The organism is Paramicrobacterium humi (assembly GCF_900105715.1).
GTDB classification, from domain to species: domain Bacteria; phylum Actinomycetota; class Actinomycetes; order Actinomycetales; family Microbacteriaceae; genus Paramicrobacterium; species Paramicrobacterium humi.
Genome location: NZ_FNRY01000001.1, coordinates 2338662 through 2362533, shown reverse-complemented (window position 1 = coordinate 2362533; position 23872 = coordinate 2338662). Strand labels below are relative to the sequence as shown.

Sequence of the window (23872 nt, the reverse complement as noted above, 5' to 3'; positions counted from 1 at the left end):
ATCGCCCGCACTCTGGCACAGTCATGTCATGCTTCCGGGCAAGCTCCCATACCCACCGGGTGAGCCGTTCACGACAGCGGACGCCTCAAAGCGCGGCGTCAGCAAGGGGCGTCTCCGCGGAACCGATCTGTCGCGTCCCTTCCACGGTGTCCGTTGCATCGATGGGATTGACGTTGACCAGAACGCCGACGATTTCGCTCGTAGCCGCGAACGACATATAAAGCTGGCTGCGGCATACCGGGTGCGAATGTCGGATGCGGCCTTCTTCAGTCATGAAACGGCCGCGCACATCTGGGCAGCTCCGATGCCGGTGCGCGATGGAGTTCCGGTTCTCGATGTCGGAGTGATCGCACCTCACCGTGCACCGCGGGGGCGTGGCATCAAAGGACACGCGGTCGCAGCTGCCGCTTGTCGCCTCATGACGGTGGACGGATTTCGAGTTCCATCACCGGCAGCAACGTGGGCAATGCTGGCGCACCTCGAGCTCGCGGATCTCGTCGCAGTCGGTGACTACTTCTGCCGAGTTTGGCGGCCAGGAATCGGCCGGCCCCACGTAGGTCGTAAGCCGTTCACGACCCGCACACAACTGGACGCTGCGCTTCGGGCGAGTCGTCGCGTCGGCTGTGGACGACTCAGGCAGGCGCTCGCGCTGATCAGGGAAGATGCGTGGTCACCGAACGAGTCTCGAACGCGCTGTATTCTCATGACGGCCGAGCTGCCAGAACCGGTGCTCAACTATGACGTCACCGACAATGCCGGGCGCTTCCTTGCGTGCATAGATCTCGCATATCCCGACGCGAAGATCGCCATAGAGTACATGGGCCAGCATCATGGAAAACAGTACGCTCGGGACGTGGAGAGGGTCGAGCGTTTGCGCGCGGCCGGCTGGATTGTGATCCAAGTGAGCTCGACCCTCCTGTTCACCACTCCAAACGAACTCGTCGCGCGCGTGCGGACGGCGCTCCTGTCACGCGGGTGGAAGGGGTAGCTGGTGCCCATCAGCGTTCCGCTGTCAGATTGTGCCTTCTGCAATCGATTCCATCGAGCACATTGCGACGGCGGAGCCCACACCGCGTCAAGACGCTACGAGCAAAACGCCCGGGAGCCGCAGCTCCCGGGCGTTCGCAGGTGAAAAAGGCTACGCAGCCGACTCCTCGTCGGCGGTCTCCTCCGCGCCGTCCGTGTCGGTGCCGTTCACGACCGGGTCGGCCGAGCCGGAGCCGGCAAGGCGCTCGGCGAGCGCGGCGCCGAGCCCGGCGTCCACGTTCGTCCAGTACTGCACGGCGCGCTCGCGGATCAGGTCGTTGCGCACGGCGCCGACGTGTCCGGAGATGGTGTCGAGGAACCGCGCCTTCTCCTCATCGGTCATGACGTCGCGGTACAGCGTGCCGGCCTGGCCGAAGTCGTCGTCGGCGGCGTGCAGGCTCGCTGCTGTGCGCACGAGCTCGCCGTCGCTGTGCCAGCCGGCGCCCTCCCCCGCCTGCTGCGGGTCGCCCTGGGGGCCGCCGAACGAGTTCGGCGCGTAGACGGGCCGGTCGGCCGCCGCGAAGCTGATGCGGCCCTGGCCGTCCTTCGAGTACGAGTTGACCTCGACCCGCGGAGCGTTCACGGGCAGCTGCGCGTGGTTCGTGCCGACGCGGTAGCGGTGGGCGTCGGCGTAGCTGAAGATGCGCGCCTGCAGCATCCGGTCGGGGCTCGCCGCGATGCCGGGCACGAAGTTCGACGGCGCGAACGCGGCCTGCTCGATCTCGGCGAAGTAGTTCGTGACGTTGCGGTTGAGCGTCATCGTGCCGACCTTGACGAGCGGGTAGTCGGCGTGCGGCCACACCTTCGTGAGGTCGAACGGGTTGAACCGGTAGTCCTTCGCGTCATCGTAGGGCATGATCTGCACGTACAGCGTCCAGCTCGGGTGGTCGCCGCGCTCGATCGCCTCGTAGAGGTCGCGCTGGTGGTAGTCGGCATCCTGGCCGGCGATCTGCTCGGCCTGCTCGTTCGTGAGCGTCTTGATGCCCTGGTTCGTCTTGAAGTGGTACTTCACCCAGAACCGCTCGCCCGCGGCGTTGATCCACTGGTAGGTGTGCGAGCCGAAGCCGTCCATGTTGCGCCAGGATGCCGGGAGGCCGCGATCGCCCATGACCCACGTGACCTGGTGGGCGGACTCGGGCTGGTTCGTCCAGAAGTCCCACTGCATGTCGTTGTCGCGCACGTTGGAGCCGGGAAGACGCTTCTGCGAGTGGATGAAGTCGGGGAACTTGATGCCGTCGCGGATGAAGAACACGGGAGTGTTGTTGCCGACGAGGTCGTAGTTGCCCTCGGAGGTGTAGAACTTGAGGGCGAAGCCGCGCGGGTCGCGCCACGTGTCGGGTGAGCCCTGCTCGCCCGCGACGGTCGAGAACCGGGCGAGCATCTCGGTCGAGGCGCCCTTCTGGAACAGCGCGGCGCGCGTGTAGGCGCTCACGTCCTCCGTCGTCTCGAACGTGCCGTACGCTCCGCCGCCCTTCGCGTGAACGACGCGCTCGGGCACGCGCTCCCGGTTGAACTGCGCGAGCTTCTCGACTAGGTAGTGGTCGGTGAGCGCGATGACGCCGTCGCCTCCGACCGTCTGCGAGAGGCCGTCGGCGGAGACGGGGGCACCGGAGTTGGTGGTCGTCACGGGTGAGTGTGTCATGTTTCTCCTTGTCACGACAGGGCGGATCACGCGACCGGACTGGTCGCGTGCGCGGGGAAAGTCTTTGGTCAGGCGGTCGCCTGGCAGGCGGGGCACAGGCCCCAGAAGGTGACGTCGGCGGTCTGGATGCTGAAGCCCGAGGTGTTCGAGGGGGTCAGGCACGGCGCGTGGCCGATGACGCAATTGACGTCCTCGACGGCTCCGCATGACGTGCAGACGACGTGATGGTGGTTATCGCCGACGCGCCGCTCGTAGCGAGCGGGCGAGCCGGCCGGTTCGATGCGCCGCACGAGGCCGGCCTCGGTGAGGGCGCCGAGCACGCCGTAGACCGCCTGGAGGGAGGTGTCGGGCAGGTCGTCGCGCACGGCGGCGAAGACTTCGGCGGCATCCGCGTGCTTGTGGGTCTCGAGCACGCGGAGCACGCTGCGACGGGGGGCCGTGGCCTTCAGCCCGGCCGTGCGCAGAGCGTCGCTCGCGGCGGCATCCGTCATCGTGGTCATGACCTCAGCCTAGCAGTTGTTTTGATTTAGTCAAAACAAGCGGTCAGGCGGCCGTCAGTCGCTGCGCACCCGCCTCGAACTCCGTGAGGTCCCCCGTCTCGCCCGCCCGGTAGGCGCGACCTCCGACCACGAGCATGTAGCAGAGGAACGCGGCGAGCGCGAGAGAGCCGATGCCGATCTTGATGCTCCAGCCGAGCCACGGCGCGAGCTGCTCCTGCAGTGGCCACGGTGTCACGAAGCCCTCGATGATGCCGGAGACGAACAGCGCGATCACGAGTCCGATGGCCACGGTGACGAGAGCGCGGCCCTCGCGCGCAAGCGATTCGAGCCGAGTGAATCGGCCGGGCGCGATCCACGCCCAGAAGATGCGCAGTCCCGCCGCCGCCGCGACGAAGATGCTCGTGAGCTCGAGCTGCCCGTGCGGGGCGATGAAGAGGAAGAAGGCGTCGCCCTTGTCGTACGCGAACATGACGGCGCCCGTGACGCCGAGGTTCTGCGCGTTCTGCAGCACGACGTAGGGCACCCACACGCCCGTGATGCCGAACGCGACGCACTGCGCGGCGATGAATGCGTTGTTCGTCCAGACGCGACCCGCGAACGACGCGGCCGGGTTCTCGGAGTAGTAGGCGATGAACTGGTCGTTCGCCATCTGCGACAGCTGCCTGTCGCTGCCGAAGTTCGCGAGAACGCGAGGGTCGTTGCCCGCCCAGAAGCCATAGAGCAGCGCGACGATCGCGGTCGCGAGGGCGACGGCGAGGGTCAGCCAGCGCAGCCGGTAGAGCGCGGCGGGAAGCTGCAGAACGAAGAAGCGCGGCAGGAGCGCGAGAGCGTTGCCGGAGGCGGCGGTGAAGCGGCCTCGTGCGCGGGAGAGCGTGACGCTCAGCCGATCTCCGGTGCGCGTGGAGCCCGCGACGGTCTTTATCGCGGAGAGCTGGCTCGCGCCGGTCTGGTAGCGGTCGATGAGCTCGTCGGCCTCGACCCCGTCGAGGCGGCCGCGTCGGGCGAGCTCGTCGAGTCTCTCCCACTCGTCACGGTGGGCTGCGGTGTAGGCGTCGAGGTCCATCTGCTTAGATGATACCCATGACGCCACGCGAAGATCCCGGCGCCCACGACGAGGAGCTGATCACGGGAGAGGCGGTGGCCCTCGACGTCCGCTCGGCCGGGTTCATGCTGCGAGCGGCGGGAGCCCTGATCGATGTGGCCGTGTCGGTGATCATCGCGCTCGTTCTCATCTTCATCCTGCTGACGGTCTCGGCGACGACGGGAATGGACGAGGCCGCGAACCAGGCGTTCATCATCAGCATCATCGTCTTCGCGACCATCGTCGTGCCGGCGGGCGTCGAACTGCTCAGTCACGGCCGCTCGCTCGGCAAGCTCGCGGTCGGCGCACGCATCGTGCGCGACGACGGCGGCGCCATCGGCTTCCGGCACGCCTTCATCCGTGCGCTCGTCGGCTTCTTCGAGATCTACATGACCTTCGGCGGCGGGGCCGCTCTCGTCGGCCTGCTTAACGCGCGCTCGAAGCGGATCGGCGACATGCTCGCCGGCACGTACTCGCAGCATGAGCGGGTTCCGCGCACGATCGAGCCGGTGATCGGTCTTCCGCAGCCGCTCACGGGCTGGGCGGCCGTCGCCGATGTCGGCCGCATGCCCGATCGGCTCTCACGCCGCATCGCGCAGTTCCTCTCACAGGCGCCCAAGCTCACGCCTGACTCGCGTTTCCGGCTCGCAAGTGAACTCGCGCGGGAGGCGTCCGCGTACGTCTCGCCGCTGCCCGATGTCGACCCGCTGATGTTCCTCTACGGCGTCGCCGCCGTCCGTCGCGACCGCAGCTACCGCGCGCTCATGCTCGAGCGGCAGCGACTCGAGCGCCTCACTCCCGTGCTCACGAGCGCGCCGCACGGCTTCCCCGAACGGTGACTCAGTAGCGGTAGTGCTCGAGCTTGTACGGGCCCTCGACGGCGACGCCGATGTAGTCGGCCTGCTCGCCTGACAGCTCGGTCAGCTGCACACCGAGCGCGTCGAGGTGCAGTCGCGCTACCTTCTCGTCGAGCCGCTTCGGCAGCACGTACACTCCCGTGGGGTACTGCTCCGGTCGGGTGAAGAGTTCGATCTGGGCGAGCACCTGGTTCGTGAAGGAGTTGCTCATCACGAACGACGGGTGACCGGTCGCGTTTCCGAGGTTCATGAGGCGGCCTTCGCTCAGCACGAGGATGGCGCGCCCGTTCGGCAGCCGCCATTCGTGCACTTGCGGCTTGATCTCGACCTTCGTCACGCCGTCGAGGGCGGCAAGTCCTGCCATGTCGATCTCGTTGTCGAAGTGACCGACGTTCGCGACGATCGCGAGGTTCTTCATCGCGAGCATGTGCTCCGGCCGGATCACGTGCAGGTTGCCCGTGCACGTGACGAAGATGTCGGCCTGGTCGACGACGGATTCGAGCGTGGCGACCTGGAAGCCGTCCATGGCGGCCTGGAGGGCGCAGATCGGGTCGACCTCGGAGACGATGACGCGCGCGCCTTGACCGCGGAGGGCTTCCGCGGCGCCCTTGCCGACGTCGCCGTAGCCGACGACGAAAGCGACCTTGCCGCCGATGAGCACGTCGGTGGCGCGGTTGAGGCCGTCGGGAAGCGAGTGACGGATGCCGTAGCGGTTGTCGAACTTCGACTTCGTCACCGAGTCGTTGACGTTGATGGCGGGGAACAGGAGTTCGCCGTCGCGGGCGAGCTCGTACAGCCGGTGCACGCCCGTCGTCGTCTCCTCCGTGACGCCCATGATCTCGGCTGCGATGCGCGTCCAGCGGTCGGGAGAGGCGACGAGCGAACGGCGGAGCACGTCGAGGATCACACCGTACTCGTGGCTGTCGCCCTCTGCCGGCTCCGGCACAGCGCCGGCGGCCTCGAACTCGCGGCCCTTGTGCACGAGAAGCGTGGCGTCTCCCCCGTCGTCGAGGATCATGTTGGGGCCGATCCACGACGCTCCCTCGGCCTCCGCCTCGGCGCTCCAGTCGAAGATGCGGTCGGTGCACGCCCAGTACTCCTCGAGCGTCTCGCCCTTCCAGGCGAACACGGGCACGCCCTTCGGCTCCTCGACGGTGCCGTCGGGGCCGACGACGACGGCCGCGGCAGCCTCGTTCTGCGTCGAGTAGATGTTGCAGCTCGCCCAGCGCACACGCGCGCCGAGGGCGACAAGAGTCTCGATGAGCACGGCCGTCTGCACCGTCATGTGCAGCGAACCGGCGATGCGCGCTCCCGCGAGCGGCTTCGCGTCGCCGAACTCGCGGCGGAGCGCCATCAGACCCGGCATCTCGTTCTCGGCCAGTCGAAGCTGGTGTCGACCGGCTTCCGCGAGGCCGATGTCGGCGATCTGGTAGGGCGCGGCGGACGTGCGGGTGCTCGAGGGGATGCTCATGGCTCCATTCTCGCAGACGCGTGCGGAAGCCTGAGCGCCGCTATGCGCGGATGAGGGCGAGGACTTCGTCGCGAATGCTCGCCATCGTGGCGGCATCCTCCCCTTCGACGTTGAGCCGCAAGAGCGGCTCCGTGTTCGAGGGCCGCACGTTGAACCACCAGAACGCCTCGCCGAGCGACGTGATTCCCGTGCCGGTGAGCCCGTCGAACTCGTCGAACTCGGCGCGCCCCTGGTAGGCCTCGACGATGCGCGCGTACGCGGCCGGAACGTCGGTGACTGTCGAGTTGATCTCCCCCGACTGCGCGTAGGGGCTGAACGCGGACGCGAACTCCGACAGCGGTGCGTGCTGGGAGCCGAGCTCGGCGAGCACGTGCATCGCCGCGAGCATGCCGTTGTCGGCGCCCCAGAAGTCGCGGAAGTAGTAGTGCGCGGAGTGCTCGCCGCCGAAGATCGCGCCGCTCTGGCGCATCTCGGCCTTGATGAGGGAGTGCCCGACGCGCGTTCGCACGGGGACAGCCCCCTGCTGCTCGATGAGTTCGGGCACGAACCGGGAGGTGATGAGATTGTGCAGCACCTGGATCTCGCCGGTCACTCCCTTCGCGCGTTCCCTGTCGATCTCGCGCGCCGCGACGATCGCGGTGACCGCCGACGGCGACACGGCGTCGCCGTTCTCGTCGACGACGAAGCAGCGATCGGCGTCTCCGTCGAACGCGAGCCCCGCGTCCGCACCGTGCTCACGCACGGCGTTCTGCAGGTCGACGAGGTTCGCCGGGTCGAGCGGGTTGGCCTCGTGGTTGGGAAACGTGCCGTCGAGCTCGAAGTACATCGGGATGATCTCGATCGGCAGCGCCGGGAGCCCGGCCGCCTCTCCCAGTACGGCGGGCGCGGTCATGCCGCCCATGCCGTTTCCCGCGTCGATGACGACGCGCAGCGGGCGGATCCCCTCGAGCGGCACGAGCCGGCGCAGCGTCGCCGCGTAGTCCGCGAGCACGTCGAGTTCGCGTTCGGTTCCCGGGTTCTCGACCGGGCGGATGCCGTCCTCGAGGTAGCCGATCGCGCGATCCCGGATCGCGGCGAGGCCGGTGTCGAGCGAGAGCGACTGGGCGCCGGCGCGCGAGAGCTTGATGCCGTTGTAGGTCGCGGGATTGTGGCTTGCGGTGAACATCGCGGCGTCCGCCGGCAGCGTCCCGGAGGCGAAGTAGTTCTCGTCGGTGGAGCACAGCCCGATCATGACGACGTCTCCGCCGCGCGCCCGCGCTCCTCGGGCGAACGCCGCCGCGAACCGCGGAGAGGAGTCGCGCATGTCGTGGCCGACGACCACGTCCCGTCCGGCGGCGCCGACCTCGTCGACGAACGCCGCGCCGACCGCTTCGACGATGTCATCGGTCAGGTCGATGTCGACGAGGCCGCGAACGTCGTAGGTCTTGACGGCGGAGGCGAGTCGTTCAGCGGCCGAGCGCCCCTGAGCAGGGCTCACAGGGACTCCGCTTCATAGGCGACATGGCGGATGATCTGCCAGCCCTGCGGGGTGGACAGCCGCTCGGCGTGGAGTGCGCACAAGTCGTAGGCGTGCGGGTCACGCGCGAGTCCGAGCGGACCGAGCACCGCCATCTGGTCGGCGTAGTCGTACGTGAGGGTGGAGATCGCCTCACGGCGGCATCCGACCTTTGAACAGATTCTCTCGTCCACCCCCTCAGTGTACGGCGACTGCCGCCGCCTTCCCGGCACCCCATTCCGGGGCGGCGCTGACCTACGATAGAGCCATGGGCAGACACCTCTCGGGAACCGGTCGCCGCGAGATGTTCTCGCGCCGCGCGGTGCGCCATGATCGGCACGGGCGCAGCGGAAGAAGTTCTGTTCTGCGGCCGCCCCTTCGCCCGCTCGGCGGGCGCGTCGACCTCTTCGATGTGAGCGTCGCGGCCGCCGCCGACTACTTGAGGGACGCCTACCCGAGCGAGCTCGGCGAAGTCTCGTTCGGCATCGCCGGCATGCCGTCGTCCTCGAGCCACGATGACGGCATCGACCGGTGGAGCATCGATCGCGAGCGTCGCCAGATCGTCGTGTACCGGGTGCCGATCCAGCGGCTCATCCGCTTGCACATCGACGACTCGCTGCACCGCCGGATGGCCGTGGAGAGCTGCGTCTTCCAGGCCGCGGCCGAGTACCTCGGCCTCGACCCGTGGGATCTCGATCCCGGCGGGTTCGGTCCGCTGTGAGCTACCGGACGTAGACGTCGACGGGGGCGGATGCCGGTTTCGGCGGTGTGATCGCGAACGACGACACTCCGGAGCCGCCCGCATAGTCGACCGCGGCGGTGACGGGAGCGTCCGCCGACACCTCGAGTGAGCGTTTGAGCGCGACAGTGTGGGTGGCTCCCGCGTCGATCGTCACCTCGTCGTCGCCGATCGCGGCGGTGACCGGGCTCGCGCTCGGATTGTGCACGGCGAGCACCGGTGAGGGGCCCGGCGCGGCAGCGACGAGGAACGGCGCCTCGAGCGGGGTCGCCGCGGCGAACCAGGCGAAGTCGGCGCTCTTCTCGTCGAGGTCGGTGCTCGTGCGCACGGCAGCCGCGACGGGCGCGGTTGCCGCGAGCGAGACGGCGTAGCGCCCTTCGGGAAGGTCGGTGAGCGGGAATTCCGCGACGAGCCCAGCCTTGACGTCGACGGGGAGTGTCGCAACGGTCTTTCCCGCGGTGTCGCTGACGGTGATCTCGGCGTGCGCCGGCTGATCGCCCGGCACGAACACGCGCACGGCGGGCCTGCGATCGTCATAGCCGTCGCCCGTCGTCGCCGGCTGGTTCTTGAAGATCGCGACGCCCGGAATGTCGAGCTCGGTCGATGGCACGGCGGTGCCGCCGACCATCTCGACGCCAGAGGGCACGAGTCCGCGCACGGACGAGTGCTGCAGCCAGGCCTGGATGTCGGCGCCCGTGCTCACGACGTGCACGACCGGAAGCGCCGTGTTCGGGGCGATGCCGGCGAGGGAGACCACCTTCTGCGAATGCGCGGGTACGCGAATGTCGTGCGCGTTCGGTGCGTCTACCGCGCCGTTCTCGCCGGAGACGACGAGGTCGACGGCAGCGTCGACGTCGGCGGGGTTGTTGAGGATCACGAGCGTCGTGCGCCCGACGTCGGTGGATCCGCCGACGAGCCAGGTCTCCGACCCCGTGTCGGCGCAGCCGGCCGCGGCGAATCCCGCGAGGGTCTCCTGCCCCGCGGTCTGAGACTGGCTCGCACCGATGAGCGGAGCAGTGCCGACGTCGCCCGTCGGCAGCGTCAGGGTTGTCGCGCCGTCGGCTTCCGTCGCGTCGGCGGGATTCGCGAGAGCGCTCGCGTCGAGACCGGCGCCGCCGCTCGCGACCGACGCGACGAGTGCGCTGCCGAAACTCGACAGCTCGCTCGCGGCGCGGGAGTCGGCGCCGAGCTCGAGCAGCGGTCCTGCGCACACGCGCGTCTGGTCCGCGGGAATGGGCGTCACGGTGCGCGGCGTGGCGGCGGCGTCGTGCTCGGGCAGGTCGAGCGCGAGCGCCGCGGCACCGGCGCCCGCGAGCGCTGCTACCGTGAGCACTCCCACGCCGATGCGGAGGATGCGTCCGATTCTCGGTCGGCTACTCATGGCGTTCTCCCTCCGTCGTCTCGTGCGCATCCGTTCCGCCGCCCACGAGCGCGGGCGCGGGGGCGGGCGCGGGCGCGGAACCGGGAAGCGAGACGATGTCCGCCCACTCGGGCTCCGCCTCCGCCTCGGGATCGACCAGGAGCGACACCTCCTCGTCTTCGGGCTCGGGCTCGACGTGGGTCTCCGGCTCGTCGCGTCGACCGACGGTGCGCGGTGTCATTCGCGCGGTCTCGCGCGACGCGCTCGTCGGGATCGCGATGAGCAGCGCGACGGCGAAGACGAGCACGAGAATCGCGAGGGAGACGAGGGAGCCGAATGAATCGTACGAGCCGGCTTCGCTTCCCTTCACGGTGTCGACGGTGCGCCACAGCATGCCGGTGTCGGTCTCTCCCACGTTCTCAAGCTCGGGGTTCGCGTCAAGGGCAGCGCTCGCTCGCTTCGCCGTCGCAAGAGCGGCCTCCTCGGGTTCGCCGTCCTTCGCCTCGGGTGTGGGCGCGAGAAGGACGAAACCGACGCCGCGCGCGCGAAGCTCGGGCGTGAGCTTCTCGCCGGTGACCGAGATGATGTTGCCCGTCAGCTGCGCGAGTCCGCCGTCGGGGTCGCCGAGGACGGCGCCCGTCGTCACGAGCGTGGACTGCGTGTCGAGGTGCTCGCCCGTTCCGCGCACGACCGTCGAGACAACGCTGCCGTCTGCTTGCGGCGACACCCGGAGCGTGCCGAGGCCGGCGTCGGTCTCCGCTGCGGCCGTCACGTAGGCGGGCAGGGTGCGCCCGTCGCTCGCGCGCACGGGGGAAGCGCCGAGCGGAGCGGCGAGAAAGGCGGGGGCCGCTAGCGCGGCGAGCGTGATTCCGGCGACGGCCGCCGGCACGGCGCCTCGGGCGCGCAGGCTGTCCAGTCCTGCGACGCCGGCGCCCACGAGTCCGAGCCACATGAGGCTCAATCCTGTGCCGGGCCACACGGTCGTGGCCGTCGCGCCGATGAAGGTGACGGCAAGCTGGCCGGAGGCCACGGCGGTTGCGAAGCCGAGAAGCGCGACCGCCCAGAGCGTGAGAGGCCGCTGCCAGCCAGAGAGGAACAGTCCGGCGATCCCGACGATCACAAGCGGGGCGAGCAGAACGGGAAGTCCGATCGTGAGGGCGAGCTCGGGCAGGTTGAGCAGCCGCGCCGCGTCGCTCCAGCCGCCGAGCCCCGTTCCCGGAATGCCGAGGAGCAGCGCGGAGGGCGTCGACGCGGGGGACGCGAGAGGCCGCCCCGGGTCGGCGAGAATCGAGAGCCAGTTGCCGTTGACGATGCCCTGCTGCCAGGCGAGCGGGGCGAAGAGTGCGATAAGGGGCAGCGGAATGAACAGCACTCGCGCGAAGCGCAGCCCTGCGACGGCGATCGCGATGATCCACAGCACGGCGAGGGCGGGAAGGAGGATGGGTGCGCACGCCCCGACGGCGGCGAGCAGGATGCCGCAGCTCGCCGCCGCGGCCCACGAGCGCGCGGCGACAGCGCCCGCATAGAACAGGCCCGGCAGCAGGATGTGCGCGAGCACGGCGGCGGGCCGACCGTCGACGAGAGCGATGAGGAACGTCGGCGAGAGCGTCCACGCGACGGCGCCGAGGATGCGGTATCCGCTTCGCTCGGTCAGGCGGGTCGCGGCGAACCAGGCCGTGAGCGTCGCGAGAGGGAGGGCGAGCACCCACAGCAGCACGAGCGCGTACGACGGCTGCCAGAACGTGATCGTGCCGAGGGCGGCGAGAACGGCGGAGAACGGGTCCGCGGCGCCGACGAAGCCCTCGCCGATGCTGCGCCAGCCGTAGCCGAGGTTCTGCCACAGCGCGCCGACGTTGGGGCTGAGCGGAAGCAGGCCGCCGCCGGCGAGAGTCTCGGCCGGCAGCAGGCGGATGAACATGATCGCCCCGGCGACGGCAGAGGCGAGCACGACCCAGCCGCCGCCGCCCGTGAGGAAGCGCAGGTCGCTGCGCTCGACGGGAGCGACCGGTGCCGCGTTCTCGTCACGGTCAAGCCGTCGTCGTCGGCGCACTTCCCGCCTGGTCATCCGCAGGTCGGAGAGCACGGACCAGCCGACGCTCTTCCCGCGAGCCAGTCGTCGGCGGGCGGCGAGCACGTGCGTGCCGCCGAAGGCGACCCAGAACGCCGCGCGGAATTCGGCGCCGATGAGCTCCGGCTGCTTGCGGACGAGCAAGAGCACGGAGCGGATGATGGCGAGGGGCACGAGGCTGAGCCAGTGGAACAGCACGGCGAACGGCCGGGCGTAGACGAGCCGCCGATGCAGCTCCGCCGTGCGCGTGTAGCGCGCCTTCCGCTGCTTGGCCGCCCAGCGTCGCGACCGGGGCACGCCCGCGATGCCGTCGCCGGCGACGGCGACGACGGCGTCAGCGGCGAGCACGACGCGGCGACCGGCGAGTCGGGTCCGGACGCAGAAGTCGAGTCCGTCGTCGACAGGACCGAGGGCCGGGTCGAAGCCGTCGAGGCTCTGCCAGGTCACGTGACGCACGAGCATGCCCGCTGCGCCCACGGCGAGCACGTCGCTCACCGTGTCGTGCTGGCCCTGATCGAGCTGGTCTTCGACGAGGGCGACTGTCGCGCCGCCCGTCGTCATGGTCTCGCCGATTCCGCGTAGCCGGCTCGAGTCGTTCCAGTCGACGAGCTTGGGACCGGCGACGGCGGCAGACGGCGAGTTCTCGAATCGGCCGAGCAGCTGGTGGAGCGCGTCCGGCGCGGGCGCCGTGTCCTGGGCGAGGAGCCAGAGGTAGTCGCTCTCGGAGCTCGGCGTCGCCGCCACCCTCTCGCCCGCGGCGAGCGCCTGGCCGAACGTGAGGTTCTCCTTCGCCGTGACGATCTGATCGGGCGCGTGCTTCTCGAGGAGTCGGAGCACGTCGTCGGTCGCGTCGAATGCGACGGCGATGACGGTGTCCGGACGGCGAGTCTGTGCTGCGAGCGACTCGAGGGTGCGGCGCAAGTGGTCGGCGTCCCTGTGGGCGACGACGAGCGCCGTGACTCGTGTTTCCATATCGAGCCAAGCCTATGCGGCGGTTTCGCCGCAGCCTGCAGCGGCACGCACAACGCAGGACGCGGCGGCGAAAATCGCCACCGCGTCCTGCGTTCTGATCCTGGCCTCAGCCGGCCTGTTTCTTGAGCCGTCGGCGCTCACGCTCCGACAGACCGCCCCAGATCCCGAATCGCTCGTCGTTCATGAGCGCGTAGTCCAGGCACTCCGCCCGCACTTCGCAGCTCCCGCAGATTCGCTTGGCGTCCCGGGTCGATCCGCCCTTTTCGGGGAAGAACGCCTCGGGATCGGTCTGCGCACACAGCGCATCCGCCTGCCACGCCAGCGGATTGTCATCGTCGACATCCTGCCTGACTCCGGGCACTCCCAGCTGAATCGGGTCAACGAACCAGTCGTCGGGAACGCCGGAACGATATCCTGGCAATGCCATACCGTCTCCCCACCTTGTGTCACCCGCACCACGCCGATCGGCGCGTTCACTAAATTACACCCTTGTAATTCATCGGGGTCAAGTCGCAGATGGTAAACCCTCAACTGCTTCTCGAGGGTTTATGGCCGCCCGCGTGTCGGATCAGCCGGCCTGTCGACGCGCGTTCCACGCGCTCAGCACCATCTCCGCGAGACTGTGGCGCATTCTCCAGTCGAGATCGCGGGCGGCGAGCTCGCCCGAGGCGACGATCCGCGCGGGGTCGCCCTGGCGGCGCGGCGCGATCTCGGGCGTGAAGGCGATGCCGGTCACGTCGGCGACGGTGGACATGATCTCCCCCACCGAGACGCCGTCTCCCGAGCCGAGGTTGTACACGGGCTCGATCGGCTGGCCCGCGTCGAGTCGCGCCGCCGCGGCAACGTGGGAGATCGCGAGGTCTCCGACGTGGATGTAGTCGCGCACGCACGTGCCGTCAGGAGTGGGATAGTCGTCGCCGTTGATGCGCGGCGTCTTTCCGGCCAGCAGCGCGTCGAAGACGAGCGGGAAGAGGTTGTGCGGGCTCGTGTCGTACACGTCCGGGTAGCCGGAGCCGACGACGTTGAAGTACCGGAGCGACGTGTGAGCCAGTCCCGTCGCGACGGCCTGGTCGCGCAGCATCCACTCGCCGATGAGCTTTGACTCCCCGTACGGCGACTCGGGAGACTTCGCCGTGTCCTCGGTGACGAGGTCGACGTCGGGAGTGCCGTACACGGCGGCGCTTGAGGAGAACACGATCTTCTCGACGCCCGTGTTCTGCATGGCCTGGAGCAGCACGGCGGTTCCTGTGACGTTCTGCTCGTACGTGTGCAGGGGGCGCTGGACCGAGACGCCGGCGTACTTGAAGCCCGCGACGTGCACGACGCCCGTGACGCCGTGGTCGGTGAACGTCTTCTCGAGAAGCTCCTGGTCGAGGATGGAGCCGCGCACGAACGGCACGTGTTCGGGCACGAAGGAGTCGTGCCCGCTCGACAGGTCGTCGACGATGACGACGTCGATGTCCTGCTCACGGAAGGCGCGCACGACGTGCGCTCCGATGTATCCGGCTCCTCCGGTGACCAGCCAGGCCATGTGTCCTCCATCGCGATCGGCGCGTGCGCGTCGAGCGCACCCCATCGAGCTTAGCGCCGCCCCGCCGGCCGCGCGGCTAGGATGGAACGCTATGTCTTTCGCCGTCTCGTACCCGCCGGAGCTGCCGGTCAGCCAGAAGCGCGACGATATCGCCGCCGCGATCCGCGACCACCAGGTCGTGATCGTCGCCGGCGCGACCGGCTCGGGGAAGACGACGCAGCTGCCGAAGATCTGCCTCGACCTCGGCCGCACGTCGATCGGCCACACGCAGCCGCGCCGGCTCGCCGCTCGCACGATCGCGGAGCGCATCGCCGAGGAGCTCGGCACCGAGCTCGGTGGTCTCGTCGGCTACCAGGTGCGCTTCACCGACAAGGCCTCGCCCGACACCCGCATCAAGCTCATGACCGACGGCATCCTGCTGAATGAGATCCATCGCGATCGGATGCTGCGCGCCTACGACACGATCATCATCGATGAGGCGCACGAGCGCAGCCTCAACATCGACTTCCTGCTCGGCTACCTCAAGCAGCTGCTGCCGAAGCGGCCGGACCTCAAGGTCATCATCACGTCGGCCACGATCGACCCCGAGAGCTTCTCGCGGCACTTCGGCGGCGCGCCCATCATCGAGGTCTCGGGGCGCACCTATCCGGTCGAGATCCGCTATCGCCCGCTCGTCGCCGAGGAGACCGAGGACGACGAGGACGACGACGAGAGCGCGAACGACGACGAGAGCGCGAACGTCGACGACCGCACCTACATCGACGGCATCATCGAGGGCCTCGACGAGCTCGCGCGCGAGTCGATGGGCGACGTTCTCGTGTTCCTCAGCGGCGAGACGGAGATTCGGGATGCCGCTGACGCGCTGCGCGCGCGGTACGCGAACGACCGCGGCGGGGCGACCGAGATCCTCCCGCTGTACGGGCGGCTGAGCTCGGCCGACCAGCACAAGGTGTTCCAGCCGTCGCAGATCGCCGGCGTGAGACGGCGGGTGGTTCTCGCGACGAACGTGGCCGAGACCAGCCTCACGGTTCCCGGCATCCGCTATGTGATCGACGCCGGCGCAGCCCGCATCTCGCGGTACAGCGTGCGCTCGAAGGTGCAGCGGCTGCCGATCGAGGCGATCTCGCAGGCCTCCGCGAACCAGCGCTCGGGCCGGTCGGGCCGCACGAGCCCTGGCATCGCGATCCGGCTGTACTCGGAAGAGGACTTCGAGCGCCGCCCGGAGTTCACCGAGCCGGAGATCCTGCGCACGAACCTCGCCGCCGTGATCCTGCAGATGGCCTCCCTCGGCCTCGGCGACGTGCAGGCGTTCCCGTTCCTGCAGCCGCCGGACTCCCGCGGCATCAAGGACGGCGTCGACCTGCTCACCGAGCTCGGCGCGCTCTCCCCCGACACCGGGAAAGGACTGCGGCTCACGAAGGTCGGGCGGGACCTCGCCCGGCTGCCGATCGACCCGCGCTTCGCGCGCATGGTCGTCGAGTCCAAGCGCTGGAACACCGCGCGCGAGGTCATGGCGATCGTCGCGGCCCTCACGATCCAGGACCCGCGCGAGCGCCCGCTCGAGAAGCGGCAGCAGGCCGACGAGGCGCACGCGCGCTTCACCGACTCCACGAGCGACTTCCTCAGCCTGCTGAACCTGTGGAATCACCTCGAGACGCAGCAGCGCGAGCTCTCCTCGAGCGCGTTCCGCCGCATGTGCAAGCGGGAGTTCCTGTCGTACTTGCGGGTGCGCGAGTGGCAGGACGTGAATCGGCAGCTGAAGCGTCTGGCGAAGCCGCTCGGGCTCACGATCGGCGACGCCGCGGTGAATCCCGACGGCATCCACCGCTCGCTTCTCGCCGGGCTGCTCAGCCACATCGGCCTCAAGGATGCCGCTGCGGCCGCCGCGAGCACGGCGAACAAAGGCAAGGGAAAGGGACCGGCCAAGAAGGGCGACTACATCGGCGCGCGCGGCACCCGGTTCGTCATCTTCCCGGGCTCCGCGCTCGCGAAGAAGCAGCCCAACGCGATCATGGCCGCCGAGCTCGTCGAGACGAGCCGCTTGTTCGCGCGGACGAACGCGTCGATCGACCCGGCCTGGGCCGAGCAGATCGCCGGCGACCTGTGCAAGCGCAGCTATTCCGAGCCGCACTGGGAGAAGAAGCAGGGCGCCGTCGTCGCCTTCGAGAAGGTCACTCTCTACGGTGTGCCGATCGTGCCGCGTCGGCGGATGCAGTACGCCCGCGTCGACCCGGCGCTCGCCCGCGAGCTGTTCATCCGGCACGCGCTCGTCGAGGGCGAGTGGGACTCCCCGCAGGCCTTCGACCGGCACAACCGCCAGCTACGCCGCGAGCTCACCGAGCTCGAGGAGCGCACGCGCCGCCGGGACATCCTGTTCGACGACGAGGCCGTGTTCGAGTTCTACGACGCGCGGATCCCCGACGACGTCGTCTCCACGCGCTCGTTCGAGGGCTGGTGGCGGCGCGCCCGCGCCGAGACGCCTGACCTGCTGAACATGCGCGCGGAAGACCTGCTGCCCTCCGACGCGCCCGACGCCGACGAGCACGCCTTCCCGAAGACGTGGCAGCAGGGCGACCAGCGGCTGCGCTTGAACTACCGCTTCTCCCCCGGAGCGCCCGACGACGGCGTCACCGTGACGGTGCCGCTCGCGCTGCTGCCTCGGCTGTCGCCCGCGGGCTTCGACTGGCAGGTGCCCGGCCTGCGGCATGAGCTCGTGACGGCGATGATCAAGTCCCTTCCGAAGGCGCTGCGCCGCAACATCGTGCCGGCGGCGGACTGGGCGACGAAGCTCCTGGCCGAGCTTCCCTCAGAGCCGCCGCAGCCCGAATCGACGGATGCCGACTCCCTCGCCGCCGCCCTCGCCATCGCCGTCAAGCGCCTCGCCTACATGCCCATCGAGGCGGACGACTTCGACCTCGAGCGCATCCCCGCGCACCTCGCCATGACGTTCCGCGTCGTCGACGAGCGCGGAAAGCACGTGGCGAGCTCGAAGGACCTGCGCCAGCTGCAGTCCCGCCTCGCCCAGCGCACGCGCGCGAGCGTCGCGAAGGCGGCGGAGAAGCGCCCGAGCAAGCTCGAGCGCACCGGCCTCACGACGTGGGACTTCGACGAGCTGCCTCGCTACGTCGACACGCGGCAGACCGCCGGCGTGATCCGCGGCTACCCCGCGCTCGTCGATGACGGGCAGAGCGTGTCGGTGCGCATCATGGCCACAGAGGCGGATCAGCGGCGGGCGATGCCCGGCGGCATCCGTCGACTGCTTCTTCTCGCGACGGCGAACCCGTCGTCGTACGTGCAGCAGCACCTCACGGCGGCCGAGAAGCTCACGCTCGCGGCGAGCCCGTACCGCTCGACGCAAGCGCTGTTCGACGACTGCCTCGCGGCGTGCGTCGATGACGTGCTGTGGCGCGCCGCGCCCGGTGGCATGGTGTTCACGCGCGAACAGTACGAGTCGATCAGGGACCGCGTGTCGTCGTCGGTTATGGATGCCATGTTCGAGGTGGTCTCGCTGACCGCGCGGATCCTCACCGCCGCCCGTGAGGCGGAGAAGGCGCTGAAGCGGGCGAGCAGCATGACGCTCATCCCCGCCCTCACGGACGCGAAGCAGCAGCTCGACGGGCTCGTGTTCGACGGCTTCGTCGCGCGCACCGGCCGCGAGCACCTGGCGCACGTGCCGCGCTACCTCGCCGGCATCCGGCATCGCGCGGAGAAGCTGCCCGACAACCCCAACCGCGATCGGGTGTGGATGACGGAAGTTCAGGCGCTGACGCAGCGCTTCGAGCAGGCCGGCGGCACGATCCCCCTCGCACCGTTCGCGGCGGAGTCGCTCGTGACGGCGCGCTGGATGATCGAGGAGCTGCGCATCAGCCTGTTCGCCCAGCAGCTCGGCACGGCGCAGTCGGTGTCGCCGCAGCGCATTCAGAAGGTGCTCGCAGGCTGATCGGCGGGCCGGATTGATAACGTCGGGAACAGAGGACCGCAACAGCGCGGGAGGATCCGGATGACGGCACAGGAACCGCAGCAGCACGACGCGCGCGACGCGGCGAGGCTGCACGACGCCGAGGCTCTCGCGCGGCGACTCGACCGGCCGATGGGCGTTCTCGGCGTCGTCTTCGTCTTCGTCGTGCTCGGCCAGCTGCTCGCCACGGACCCGCTGCTCGTCACGATCCTCGGCGTGCTGAGTTGGCTGTTCTGGGCGGTCTTCGTCGGCGAGTTCCTGCTTCGCGCGTACGTCGCGGGTTTTCACCGGGCGTTCTGGAAGAAGAACTGGTGGCAGATCATCTTCCTGCTCGTGCCGTTCCTGCGGTTCTTCCGGGCGCTGCAGGCGCTGCGGTTCGTGCGACTGTCGCGGTTCGCCCGGTTCGGCAGCGTCATCTCCGCCGGCGTGCGCGGCACCCGCTCGGCCGGGCGGCTGCTGACTGGCCGCATCGCGTGGCTCGTGGCCGTGACGACCGTCGTCGTGCTCGTGGCCAGCCAGCTGCTCTACCTCGGCGGCTCGTACGAGACGTACGGCGCCGCCTTGCACCAGGCGGCGCTCGCGACGATCACGGGCGGCGGGATCGAGACGTCGACACCGCTGGCGCGGTTCCTCGAGGTCGCACTCGCCGTGTACTCGGTCGTCGTCTTCGCGACGCTCGCCGGGTCGCTCGGCGCCTACTTCCTGCGGCCGCAGCCCGAGGCGGCGGCAGCTCCCGAAGACTGATCGCTGTCAGAGCACGCGCGAGAGGAACGCGCGGGTGCGTTCGTGCTGCGGGTCGGCGAGCACGGCTCGCGGCTCGCCGCTCTCGACGACGACGCCGGCGTCCATGAAGTAGAGCGCGTCGCCCACTTCGCGGGCGAAGCCCATCTCATGGGTGACGACGATCATGGTCATGCCCGACTGGGCGAGGCCCTTCATCACCTCGAGCACTTCCCCCACGAGCTCGGGGTCGAGCGCGGAAGTCGGCTCGTCGAACAGCATGAGCTTCGGATCCATCGCGAGAGCCCGCGCTATCGCGACCCGCTGCTGCTGCCCGCCCGAGAGGTGCGACGGGAACGCCTTCGCCTTGTGCGCGAGTCCCACGCGGTCGAGAAGCTCCATCGCCCGGCTCACGGCGGCCGCCTTCTTCACACGCTTGACCCGCGTGGGCGCCTCGATGACGTTCTCGAGCACTGTCATGTGAGGGAAGAGGTTGAAGGACTGGAACACCATGCCGATGCCGGCGCGCTGCTTCGCGGCATCCGTCGGCGACAATTCGTACAGCTTGTCGCCGCGCTGCCGATAGCCGATGAGGCTGCCGTCGACCCACATGCGGCCGCCGTTTATCGACTCCAAGTGGTTGATGCAGCGCAAGAAGGTCGACTTGCCCGAGCCGCTCGGGCCGATGAGGCACGCGACCTCGCCGCGGCGGACCGTCATCGAGATGTCCTTGAGCACGGTGTGCGAGCCGAAGCGCTTGACGATGTGCTCGGCGCTCACCATGGGAGTGTCGCTCATCGGTGTTCTCCTCGGGGAATCTCAGCGGGCGGAGTGTCGGCAGCCGGCGATTCGCCGTCCTGCGCCGCTTCGTCGTCGGGCGGCACGTCGATATCGGCGTCGCGCTGGGGCGCGACCCCTCGCCCGTAGTAGCGCTCGAGGTAGTACTGCCCGATCATGAGGATGCTCGTGACGACGAGGTACCAGATGCTCGCGACGATGAGCAGCGGGACCGTCGCGTAGATCTGCGCGGAGATCGCGCGCGTGCGCGCGTACAGCTCGAGCGAGAACCCCGCAGCGGTGACGAGCGACGTGGTCTTGAGCATGGAGATGATCTCGTTGCCCGTCGGCGGGATGATCACGCGCATCGACTGCGGAATCACGATGCGCAGCATGGTCTGCCGCCAGCTCATGCCGAGCGCGCGCGCCGCCTCGTCCTGGCCTTTGTGCACGCTCAGGATGCCGCTGCGCACGATCTCCGCCATGTACGCGGCCTCGTTGAACGCGAGCCCGAGAACCGCGATCCAGAACAGGTCCATGGCCGCGAACGGGGCGAAGGTCGCGAGCGTGACGTCGGTGAACGGGATGCCGATCGTCACCGAGTGGTAGATGGTGCTGAGCAGTCCCCAGAAGACCAGCTGAACGTACACAGGGGTGCCGCGGAAGAGCCACAGGTATGCCCACGACACCGCGCGGAGCACGGGATTGTCGCTCAACCGCATGACAGCGAGGATGAGCCCCATCACGATCGCGAGCGCCATGGACAGCACGGTGAGCGCGAGCGTGTACAGCGCCGCCTGGCTGATGCGGCGATCGAAGAGGTACTTGCCGACCATGTCCCACTGGTACGCGTCACGCGTCGCGGCATCCCAGATGAACAGGGCGAGCACGAGCACGATGAGCACGGCGAACGTCGTGCGGATCGGATGCTTGAGCTTGACGGCCTTGATCGGCTCGGTCGACGAGCCTGCTGCCGGCGCTGTATCGCTCATGATCGCTCGCTCAGCCGGCGTTGATCGTCGCCTCGGTGACCGCGCCCGCGTCGACGCCCCACTTCTTCAGGATCTTCGCGTACGTGCCGTCATCCATGAGCTCTTGCATCGCGGCCTGGATCGCCTTGATGAGGTCACTGTCCTTCTGCACGATCACGCCGTACGGGGCGGCGTCGAAGATGTCGCCGCCGAGTTCGAGCTTGCCGTCGGACTGTGCGACGGCGTACTGCGTGATGGGCGAGTCGCCGAGCATGTAGTCGGCGCGGCCGAGCACGGCGTTGTTCGTCGCCTCGTCCTGTCCGTCCGACTTCAGCATGTCGACGCGCTTCTTGCCGTCGGCGACGCACTTGTCGCTCTCCGCCTGCAGGAACTGCTCGGACGTCGTCGACGCCTGAAGCGCGATCGTGACGCCGCAGAAGTCGGTGAGATCGGGAGCGTCCGGGCTCTTCGCGAACTGCAGTCCCGCGTTGTAGTAGTCGACGAAGTCGACCTGCGCCTGGCGCTCCTTGTTGTCGGTGAAGCTCGACCAGCCGAGATCGAGCGTCCCTCCCGCGACCTTCGGCAGAATCGCGTCGAACAGCAGCTTCTGCCACTCGACCTTGAGATCGAGCTTCCCGGCGACGGCCTCGGCCAGCTCGGCGTCCCAGCCTGTCACCGACCCGTCGTCGCCCTCGAACTCGTTGGGAGCATAGCTCGCGTCGACGCCGATGGTCAGCACGCCGGCCTTCGCGATGTCAGCGGGCACCATGTCGGCGAGCGATTCATCGGCCGACACGGACGCCTTCGTCGTGGGTTCTCCCCCACCGTCTTCGTTGTTCACGCACCCCGTGAGCACGAGGGACGAAGCGGCGATGAGCACGAGGGGAACCAGGAATCTCTTGGCCACGGCGGACTGCCTTCCATTGCGTCAGGTCGACCTCAGTGTCGACGCAATCAAGAGTAGCGTCAGCGGCGACCGTCGCGTCGCATTTCGGCCACGCCCTTCCGAGGGTCGCGTCGGCGCATGCTCAATCGCCGAGCGCGACCGGCCGGTCGGGGAGGTTGGACCACTGGCTCCAGGACCCCGGATACAGGGATGCCGCGATGCCCGCCTCGTGCAGGGCGAGCGCCGTGTTGGCGGCGGTCACGCCGGAGCCGCAGTACACGCCGAGGTCGCCGTCGGCGGCGAGCTCGGCGAACAGCTCGCGCACGCGTTCGGCGGGGAGGATGCGCCCGGCCTCGTCGAGGTATCGGGAGGACGGCACGTTCACGGCTCCTGGAATGTGTCCCGGTTTCGGATCCATCGGCTCGACGTCACCCCGGAACCGCTCGGGAGCGCGCGAGTCTACGAGCCGACCGCGAGCGGCGAGTTCGGCTGCGGCGTCGATGTCGAGGCTCGGCCGGCTGCCGGGGCTCAGCGTCGCGGTTCCCGGCTCCGGGCGGACTTCGCCGCGCTCGAGCGGTTTGCCCGCCGCGGTCCACGCGTCGATGCCGCCGTTGAGCACCTTCACGTCGCCGATTCCGGCCCAGCCGAGCACCCACCAGGCGCGGGCGGCTCCCATGGCGTTCCAGCCGTCGTATGCGACGACAGTGTCACCGTCGTTGATGCCGAGGCGCCGCACGGTGCGCTGCAGGTCGTCGAGGCCAGGCAGCGGGTGCCGGCCCTCCGTCGCGGGCCGGCCGTGGGCGGCGAGATCTTCGTCGAGATCGACGTACACCGCTCCGGGAATGTGTCCCGCCACGTAGTCGTCGCGCCCGTCGGGCTTCTGCAGGGTCCAGCGGACATCGAGCACTCGCACGGGGCGGCCTTCCCCTAGCAGCTCCGCTAGCTCGGCTGGGCTGATCAGGTCTCGCATCATGGGTGTCTCCTCTCAGCGGCGGCGAAGGGTCAGGATCTGCTCGGCGCGCCCGAACGGACCGCCTTCGTCGTTGAGCACTGTCGTGGTGAGCCCGACACCGTCGGGCCCGTAGCTCTGGTGCCCGTCGATGCCGAGCCAGTCGCCGGTCGGCAGCCGGTACACGTGGATCTGCAGGTCGACGTTCGGGAACAGCAGCTCGTCGGGGCCGACGCGGGCCGACAGCCCGTTCGTCGAGTCGACAAGGCGCACGAGGTGGGCGAGCGGCGAGACGTCGCCCGAGTCGACGAGCGGATGCCGCGAGCGCAGCCAGCTGCGGCGGGCGCCCGGTCGCGATCCCGCGATCGTGCGGAACTCGATCGAGTCGATGAAGCCGCCCGGCCACGGCGACATGCCGTCCCACGCGGTCGACTCCTCGACGCCGGGCATCGCCTCGTCTTCGACCGCCGCCAAGTCTCGCGTGTCCGAGGTCGCGAGCAGCCATGCGCGCGCGGAGATCGCGGTGCGGCCTTGGCAGATCATGTCCGCTTGCACGAGCTCGATCGTGCGGCCGGGCCGCAGCACCTGCGTGCGCACTTCGAACTCGCCGGCGTGGATGATCCCGTAGATCTCGAAGCTCAGCCGGGCGATGCGCAATCCCTCACGGCCGAATTCGCGATCGATCACGTGCGTGAGTAGTCCCGAGGCGGGCGCCATGTGCTGCTCGTGCGCGTTCCAGGCGCCCTGCGCGTGGACGGTCGAGGCGAAGCGACCGTCACCGAGGTCGCGGTAGTACGGCTCTGTCACCCTTGCCACTGTAGCCAATCGCTCGACACGCTCGGGTGCCGCGAGCATGCAGCGAGAACGGC

The 23872-nt window shown here is 69.1% G+C and carries 21 protein-coding genes; 5 read left to right on the top strand and 16 right to left on the bottom strand.

Annotated elements, in window-relative coordinates:
- Positions 1-85: 85 nt before the first annotated feature.
- Positions 86-274: a hypothetical protein gene (locus BLV49_RS16755; RefSeq protein WP_143034049.1), complete on the bottom strand. Its 189-nt coding sequence runs from the start codon at positions 272-274 to the stop codon at positions 86-88.
- A gap of 429 nt (positions 275-703) precedes the next feature.
- Here BLV49_RS16755 and BLV49_RS11770 point away from each other — a divergent pair, with 429 nt between their 5' ends.
- The gene (locus BLV49_RS11770) at positions 704-988 is read left to right on the top strand and encodes a DUF559 domain-containing protein (RefSeq protein WP_091184480.1); all 285 of its coding nucleotides are present in this window, start codon (positions 704-706) and stop codon (positions 986-988) included.
- A gap of 150 nt (positions 989-1138) precedes the next feature.
- Here the strand turns inward: BLV49_RS11770 and BLV49_RS11765 are convergent, their stop codons facing one another.
- The 3 genes from BLV49_RS11765 to BLV49_RS11755 form a co-directional block, all read right to left on the bottom strand.
- Entirely contained in the window at positions 1139-2668 is a 1530-nt protein-coding gene (locus tag BLV49_RS11765) for a catalase (protein ID WP_091184477.1), read from the bottom strand.
- Between the two features lie 68 nt (positions 2669-2736).
- Positions 2737-3159: a Fur family transcriptional regulator gene (locus tag BLV49_RS11760; protein WP_091187257.1), complete on the bottom strand. Its 423-nt coding sequence runs from the start codon at positions 3157-3159 to the stop codon at positions 2737-2739.
- A gap of 52 nt (positions 3160-3211) precedes the next feature.
- Entirely contained in the window at positions 3212-4231 is a 1020-nt protein-coding gene (locus BLV49_RS11755; protein ID WP_091184473.1) for a stage II sporulation protein M, read from the bottom strand.
- Positions 4232-4248: 17 nt separating this feature from the next.
- Here BLV49_RS11755 and BLV49_RS11750 point away from each other — a divergent pair, with 17 nt between their 5' ends.
- On the top strand, positions 4249-5088 hold the full coding sequence (locus BLV49_RS11750) for an RDD family protein (RefSeq protein WP_091184469.1): 840 nt from the start codon (positions 4249-4251) through the stop codon (positions 5086-5088).
- Position 5089: 1 nt separating this feature from the next.
- Here BLV49_RS11750 and ahcY read toward each other — a convergent pair whose 3' ends face one another.
- From ahcY to BLV49_RS11735, 3 genes are read right to left on the bottom strand one after another with little or no spacing between them, the layout of a single operon-like run.
- A complete protein-coding gene (ahcY, locus tag BLV49_RS11745; RefSeq protein ID WP_091184466.1) occupies positions 5090-6577 on the bottom strand; it encodes an adenosylhomocysteinase in 1488 nt (495 codons plus the stop codon).
- 40 nt (positions 6578-6617) lie between these two features.
- Positions 6618-8054 carry a phosphomannomutase/phosphoglucomutase gene (locus tag BLV49_RS11740; protein WP_091184463.1) on the bottom strand — a complete coding sequence of 479 codons (1437 nt, stop codon included), beginning with the start codon at positions 8052-8054 and terminating at the stop codon, positions 6618-6620.
- The gene (locus tag BLV49_RS11735) at positions 8051-8266 is read right to left on the bottom strand and encodes a DUF3499 family protein (protein ID WP_091184459.1); all 216 of its coding nucleotides are present in this window, start codon (positions 8264-8266) and stop codon (positions 8051-8053) included. The genes BLV49_RS11740 and BLV49_RS11735 overlap by 4 nt, the downstream gene beginning before the upstream one ends.
- Positions 8267-8340: 74 nt before the next feature.
- Here BLV49_RS11735 and BLV49_RS11730 point away from each other — a divergent pair, with 74 nt between their 5' ends.
- Positions 8341-8793 carry a metallopeptidase family protein gene (locus BLV49_RS11730; RefSeq protein WP_342706631.1) on the top strand — a complete coding sequence of 151 codons (453 nt, stop codon included), beginning with the start codon at positions 8341-8343 and terminating at the stop codon, positions 8791-8793.
- 1 nt (position 8794) lies between these two features.
- On the opposite strand, the gene BLV49_RS11725 is transcribed toward BLV49_RS11730, so the two are convergent.
- The 4 genes from BLV49_RS11725 to galE all read right to left on the bottom strand — a co-directional run bounded on the left by BLV49_RS11725 (position 8795) and on the right by galE (position 14742).
- Positions 8795-10192, bottom strand: coding sequence for a DUF5719 family protein (locus BLV49_RS11725; RefSeq protein ID WP_091184455.1), 1398 nt, complete (start codon positions 10190-10192; stop codon positions 8795-8797).
- Positions 10185-13211, bottom strand: a complete 3027-nt coding sequence (locus tag BLV49_RS11720; protein WP_091184453.1) for a glycosyltransferase family 2 protein — start codon at positions 13209-13211, stop codon at positions 10185-10187. Before BLV49_RS11720 ends, BLV49_RS11725 begins: the two co-directional genes overlap by 8 nt.
- Positions 13212-13317: 106 nt before the next feature.
- A complete protein-coding gene (locus BLV49_RS11715; RefSeq protein ID WP_091184448.1) occupies positions 13318-13638 on the bottom strand; it encodes a WhiB family transcriptional regulator in 321 nt (106 codons plus the stop codon).
- 141 nt (positions 13639-13779) lie between these two features.
- Positions 13780-14742: a UDP-glucose 4-epimerase GalE gene (gene galE, locus BLV49_RS11710; RefSeq protein ID WP_091184445.1), complete on the bottom strand. Its 963-nt coding sequence runs from the start codon at positions 14740-14742 to the stop codon at positions 13780-13782.
- A 91-nt stretch (positions 14743-14833) separates the two neighbouring features.
- On the opposite strand from galE, the gene hrpA reads away from it, so the two are divergent.
- Both hrpA and BLV49_RS11700 read left to right on the top strand, forming a co-directional pair.
- The gene (hrpA, locus tag BLV49_RS11705) at positions 14834-18682 is read left to right on the top strand and encodes an ATP-dependent RNA helicase HrpA (protein ID WP_091184442.1); all 3849 of its coding nucleotides are present in this window, start codon (positions 14834-14836) and stop codon (positions 18680-18682) included.
- A gap of 60 nt (positions 18683-18742) precedes the next feature.
- Positions 18743-19444 carry an ion transporter gene (locus BLV49_RS11700; RefSeq protein WP_091184438.1) on the top strand — a complete coding sequence of 234 codons (702 nt, stop codon included), beginning with the start codon at positions 18743-18745 and terminating at the stop codon, positions 19442-19444.
- Positions 19445-19450: 6 nt separating this feature from the next.
- On the opposite strand, the gene BLV49_RS11695 is transcribed toward BLV49_RS11700, so the two are convergent.
- From BLV49_RS11695 to BLV49_RS11675, 5 genes are all read right to left on the bottom strand, one after another.
- Positions 19451-20218: an amino acid ABC transporter ATP-binding protein gene (locus tag BLV49_RS11695; RefSeq protein WP_091184434.1), complete on the bottom strand. Its 768-nt coding sequence runs from the start codon at positions 20216-20218 to the stop codon at positions 19451-19453.
- Positions 20215-21189, bottom strand: coding sequence for an amino acid ABC transporter permease (locus BLV49_RS11690; protein WP_091184430.1), 975 nt, complete (start codon positions 21187-21189; stop codon positions 20215-20217). Before BLV49_RS11690 ends, BLV49_RS11695 begins: the two co-directional genes overlap by 4 nt.
- A 10-nt stretch (positions 21190-21199) precedes the next feature.
- Complete coding sequence (locus BLV49_RS11685; protein WP_091184428.1) at positions 21200-22075, bottom strand: ABC transporter substrate-binding protein; 876 nt, start codon at positions 22073-22075, stop codon at positions 21200-21202.
- A 121-nt stretch (positions 22076-22196) separates the two neighbouring features.
- On the bottom strand, positions 22197-23027 hold the full coding sequence (locus tag BLV49_RS11680; protein WP_091184424.1) for a sulfurtransferase: 831 nt from the start codon (positions 23025-23027) through the stop codon (positions 22197-22199).
- Between the two features lie 12 nt (positions 23028-23039).
- Complete coding sequence (locus tag BLV49_RS11675; RefSeq protein ID WP_091184421.1) at positions 23040-23858, bottom strand: thioesterase family protein; 819 nt, start codon at positions 23856-23858, stop codon at positions 23040-23042.
- Positions 23859-23872 lie beyond the last annotated feature (14 nt).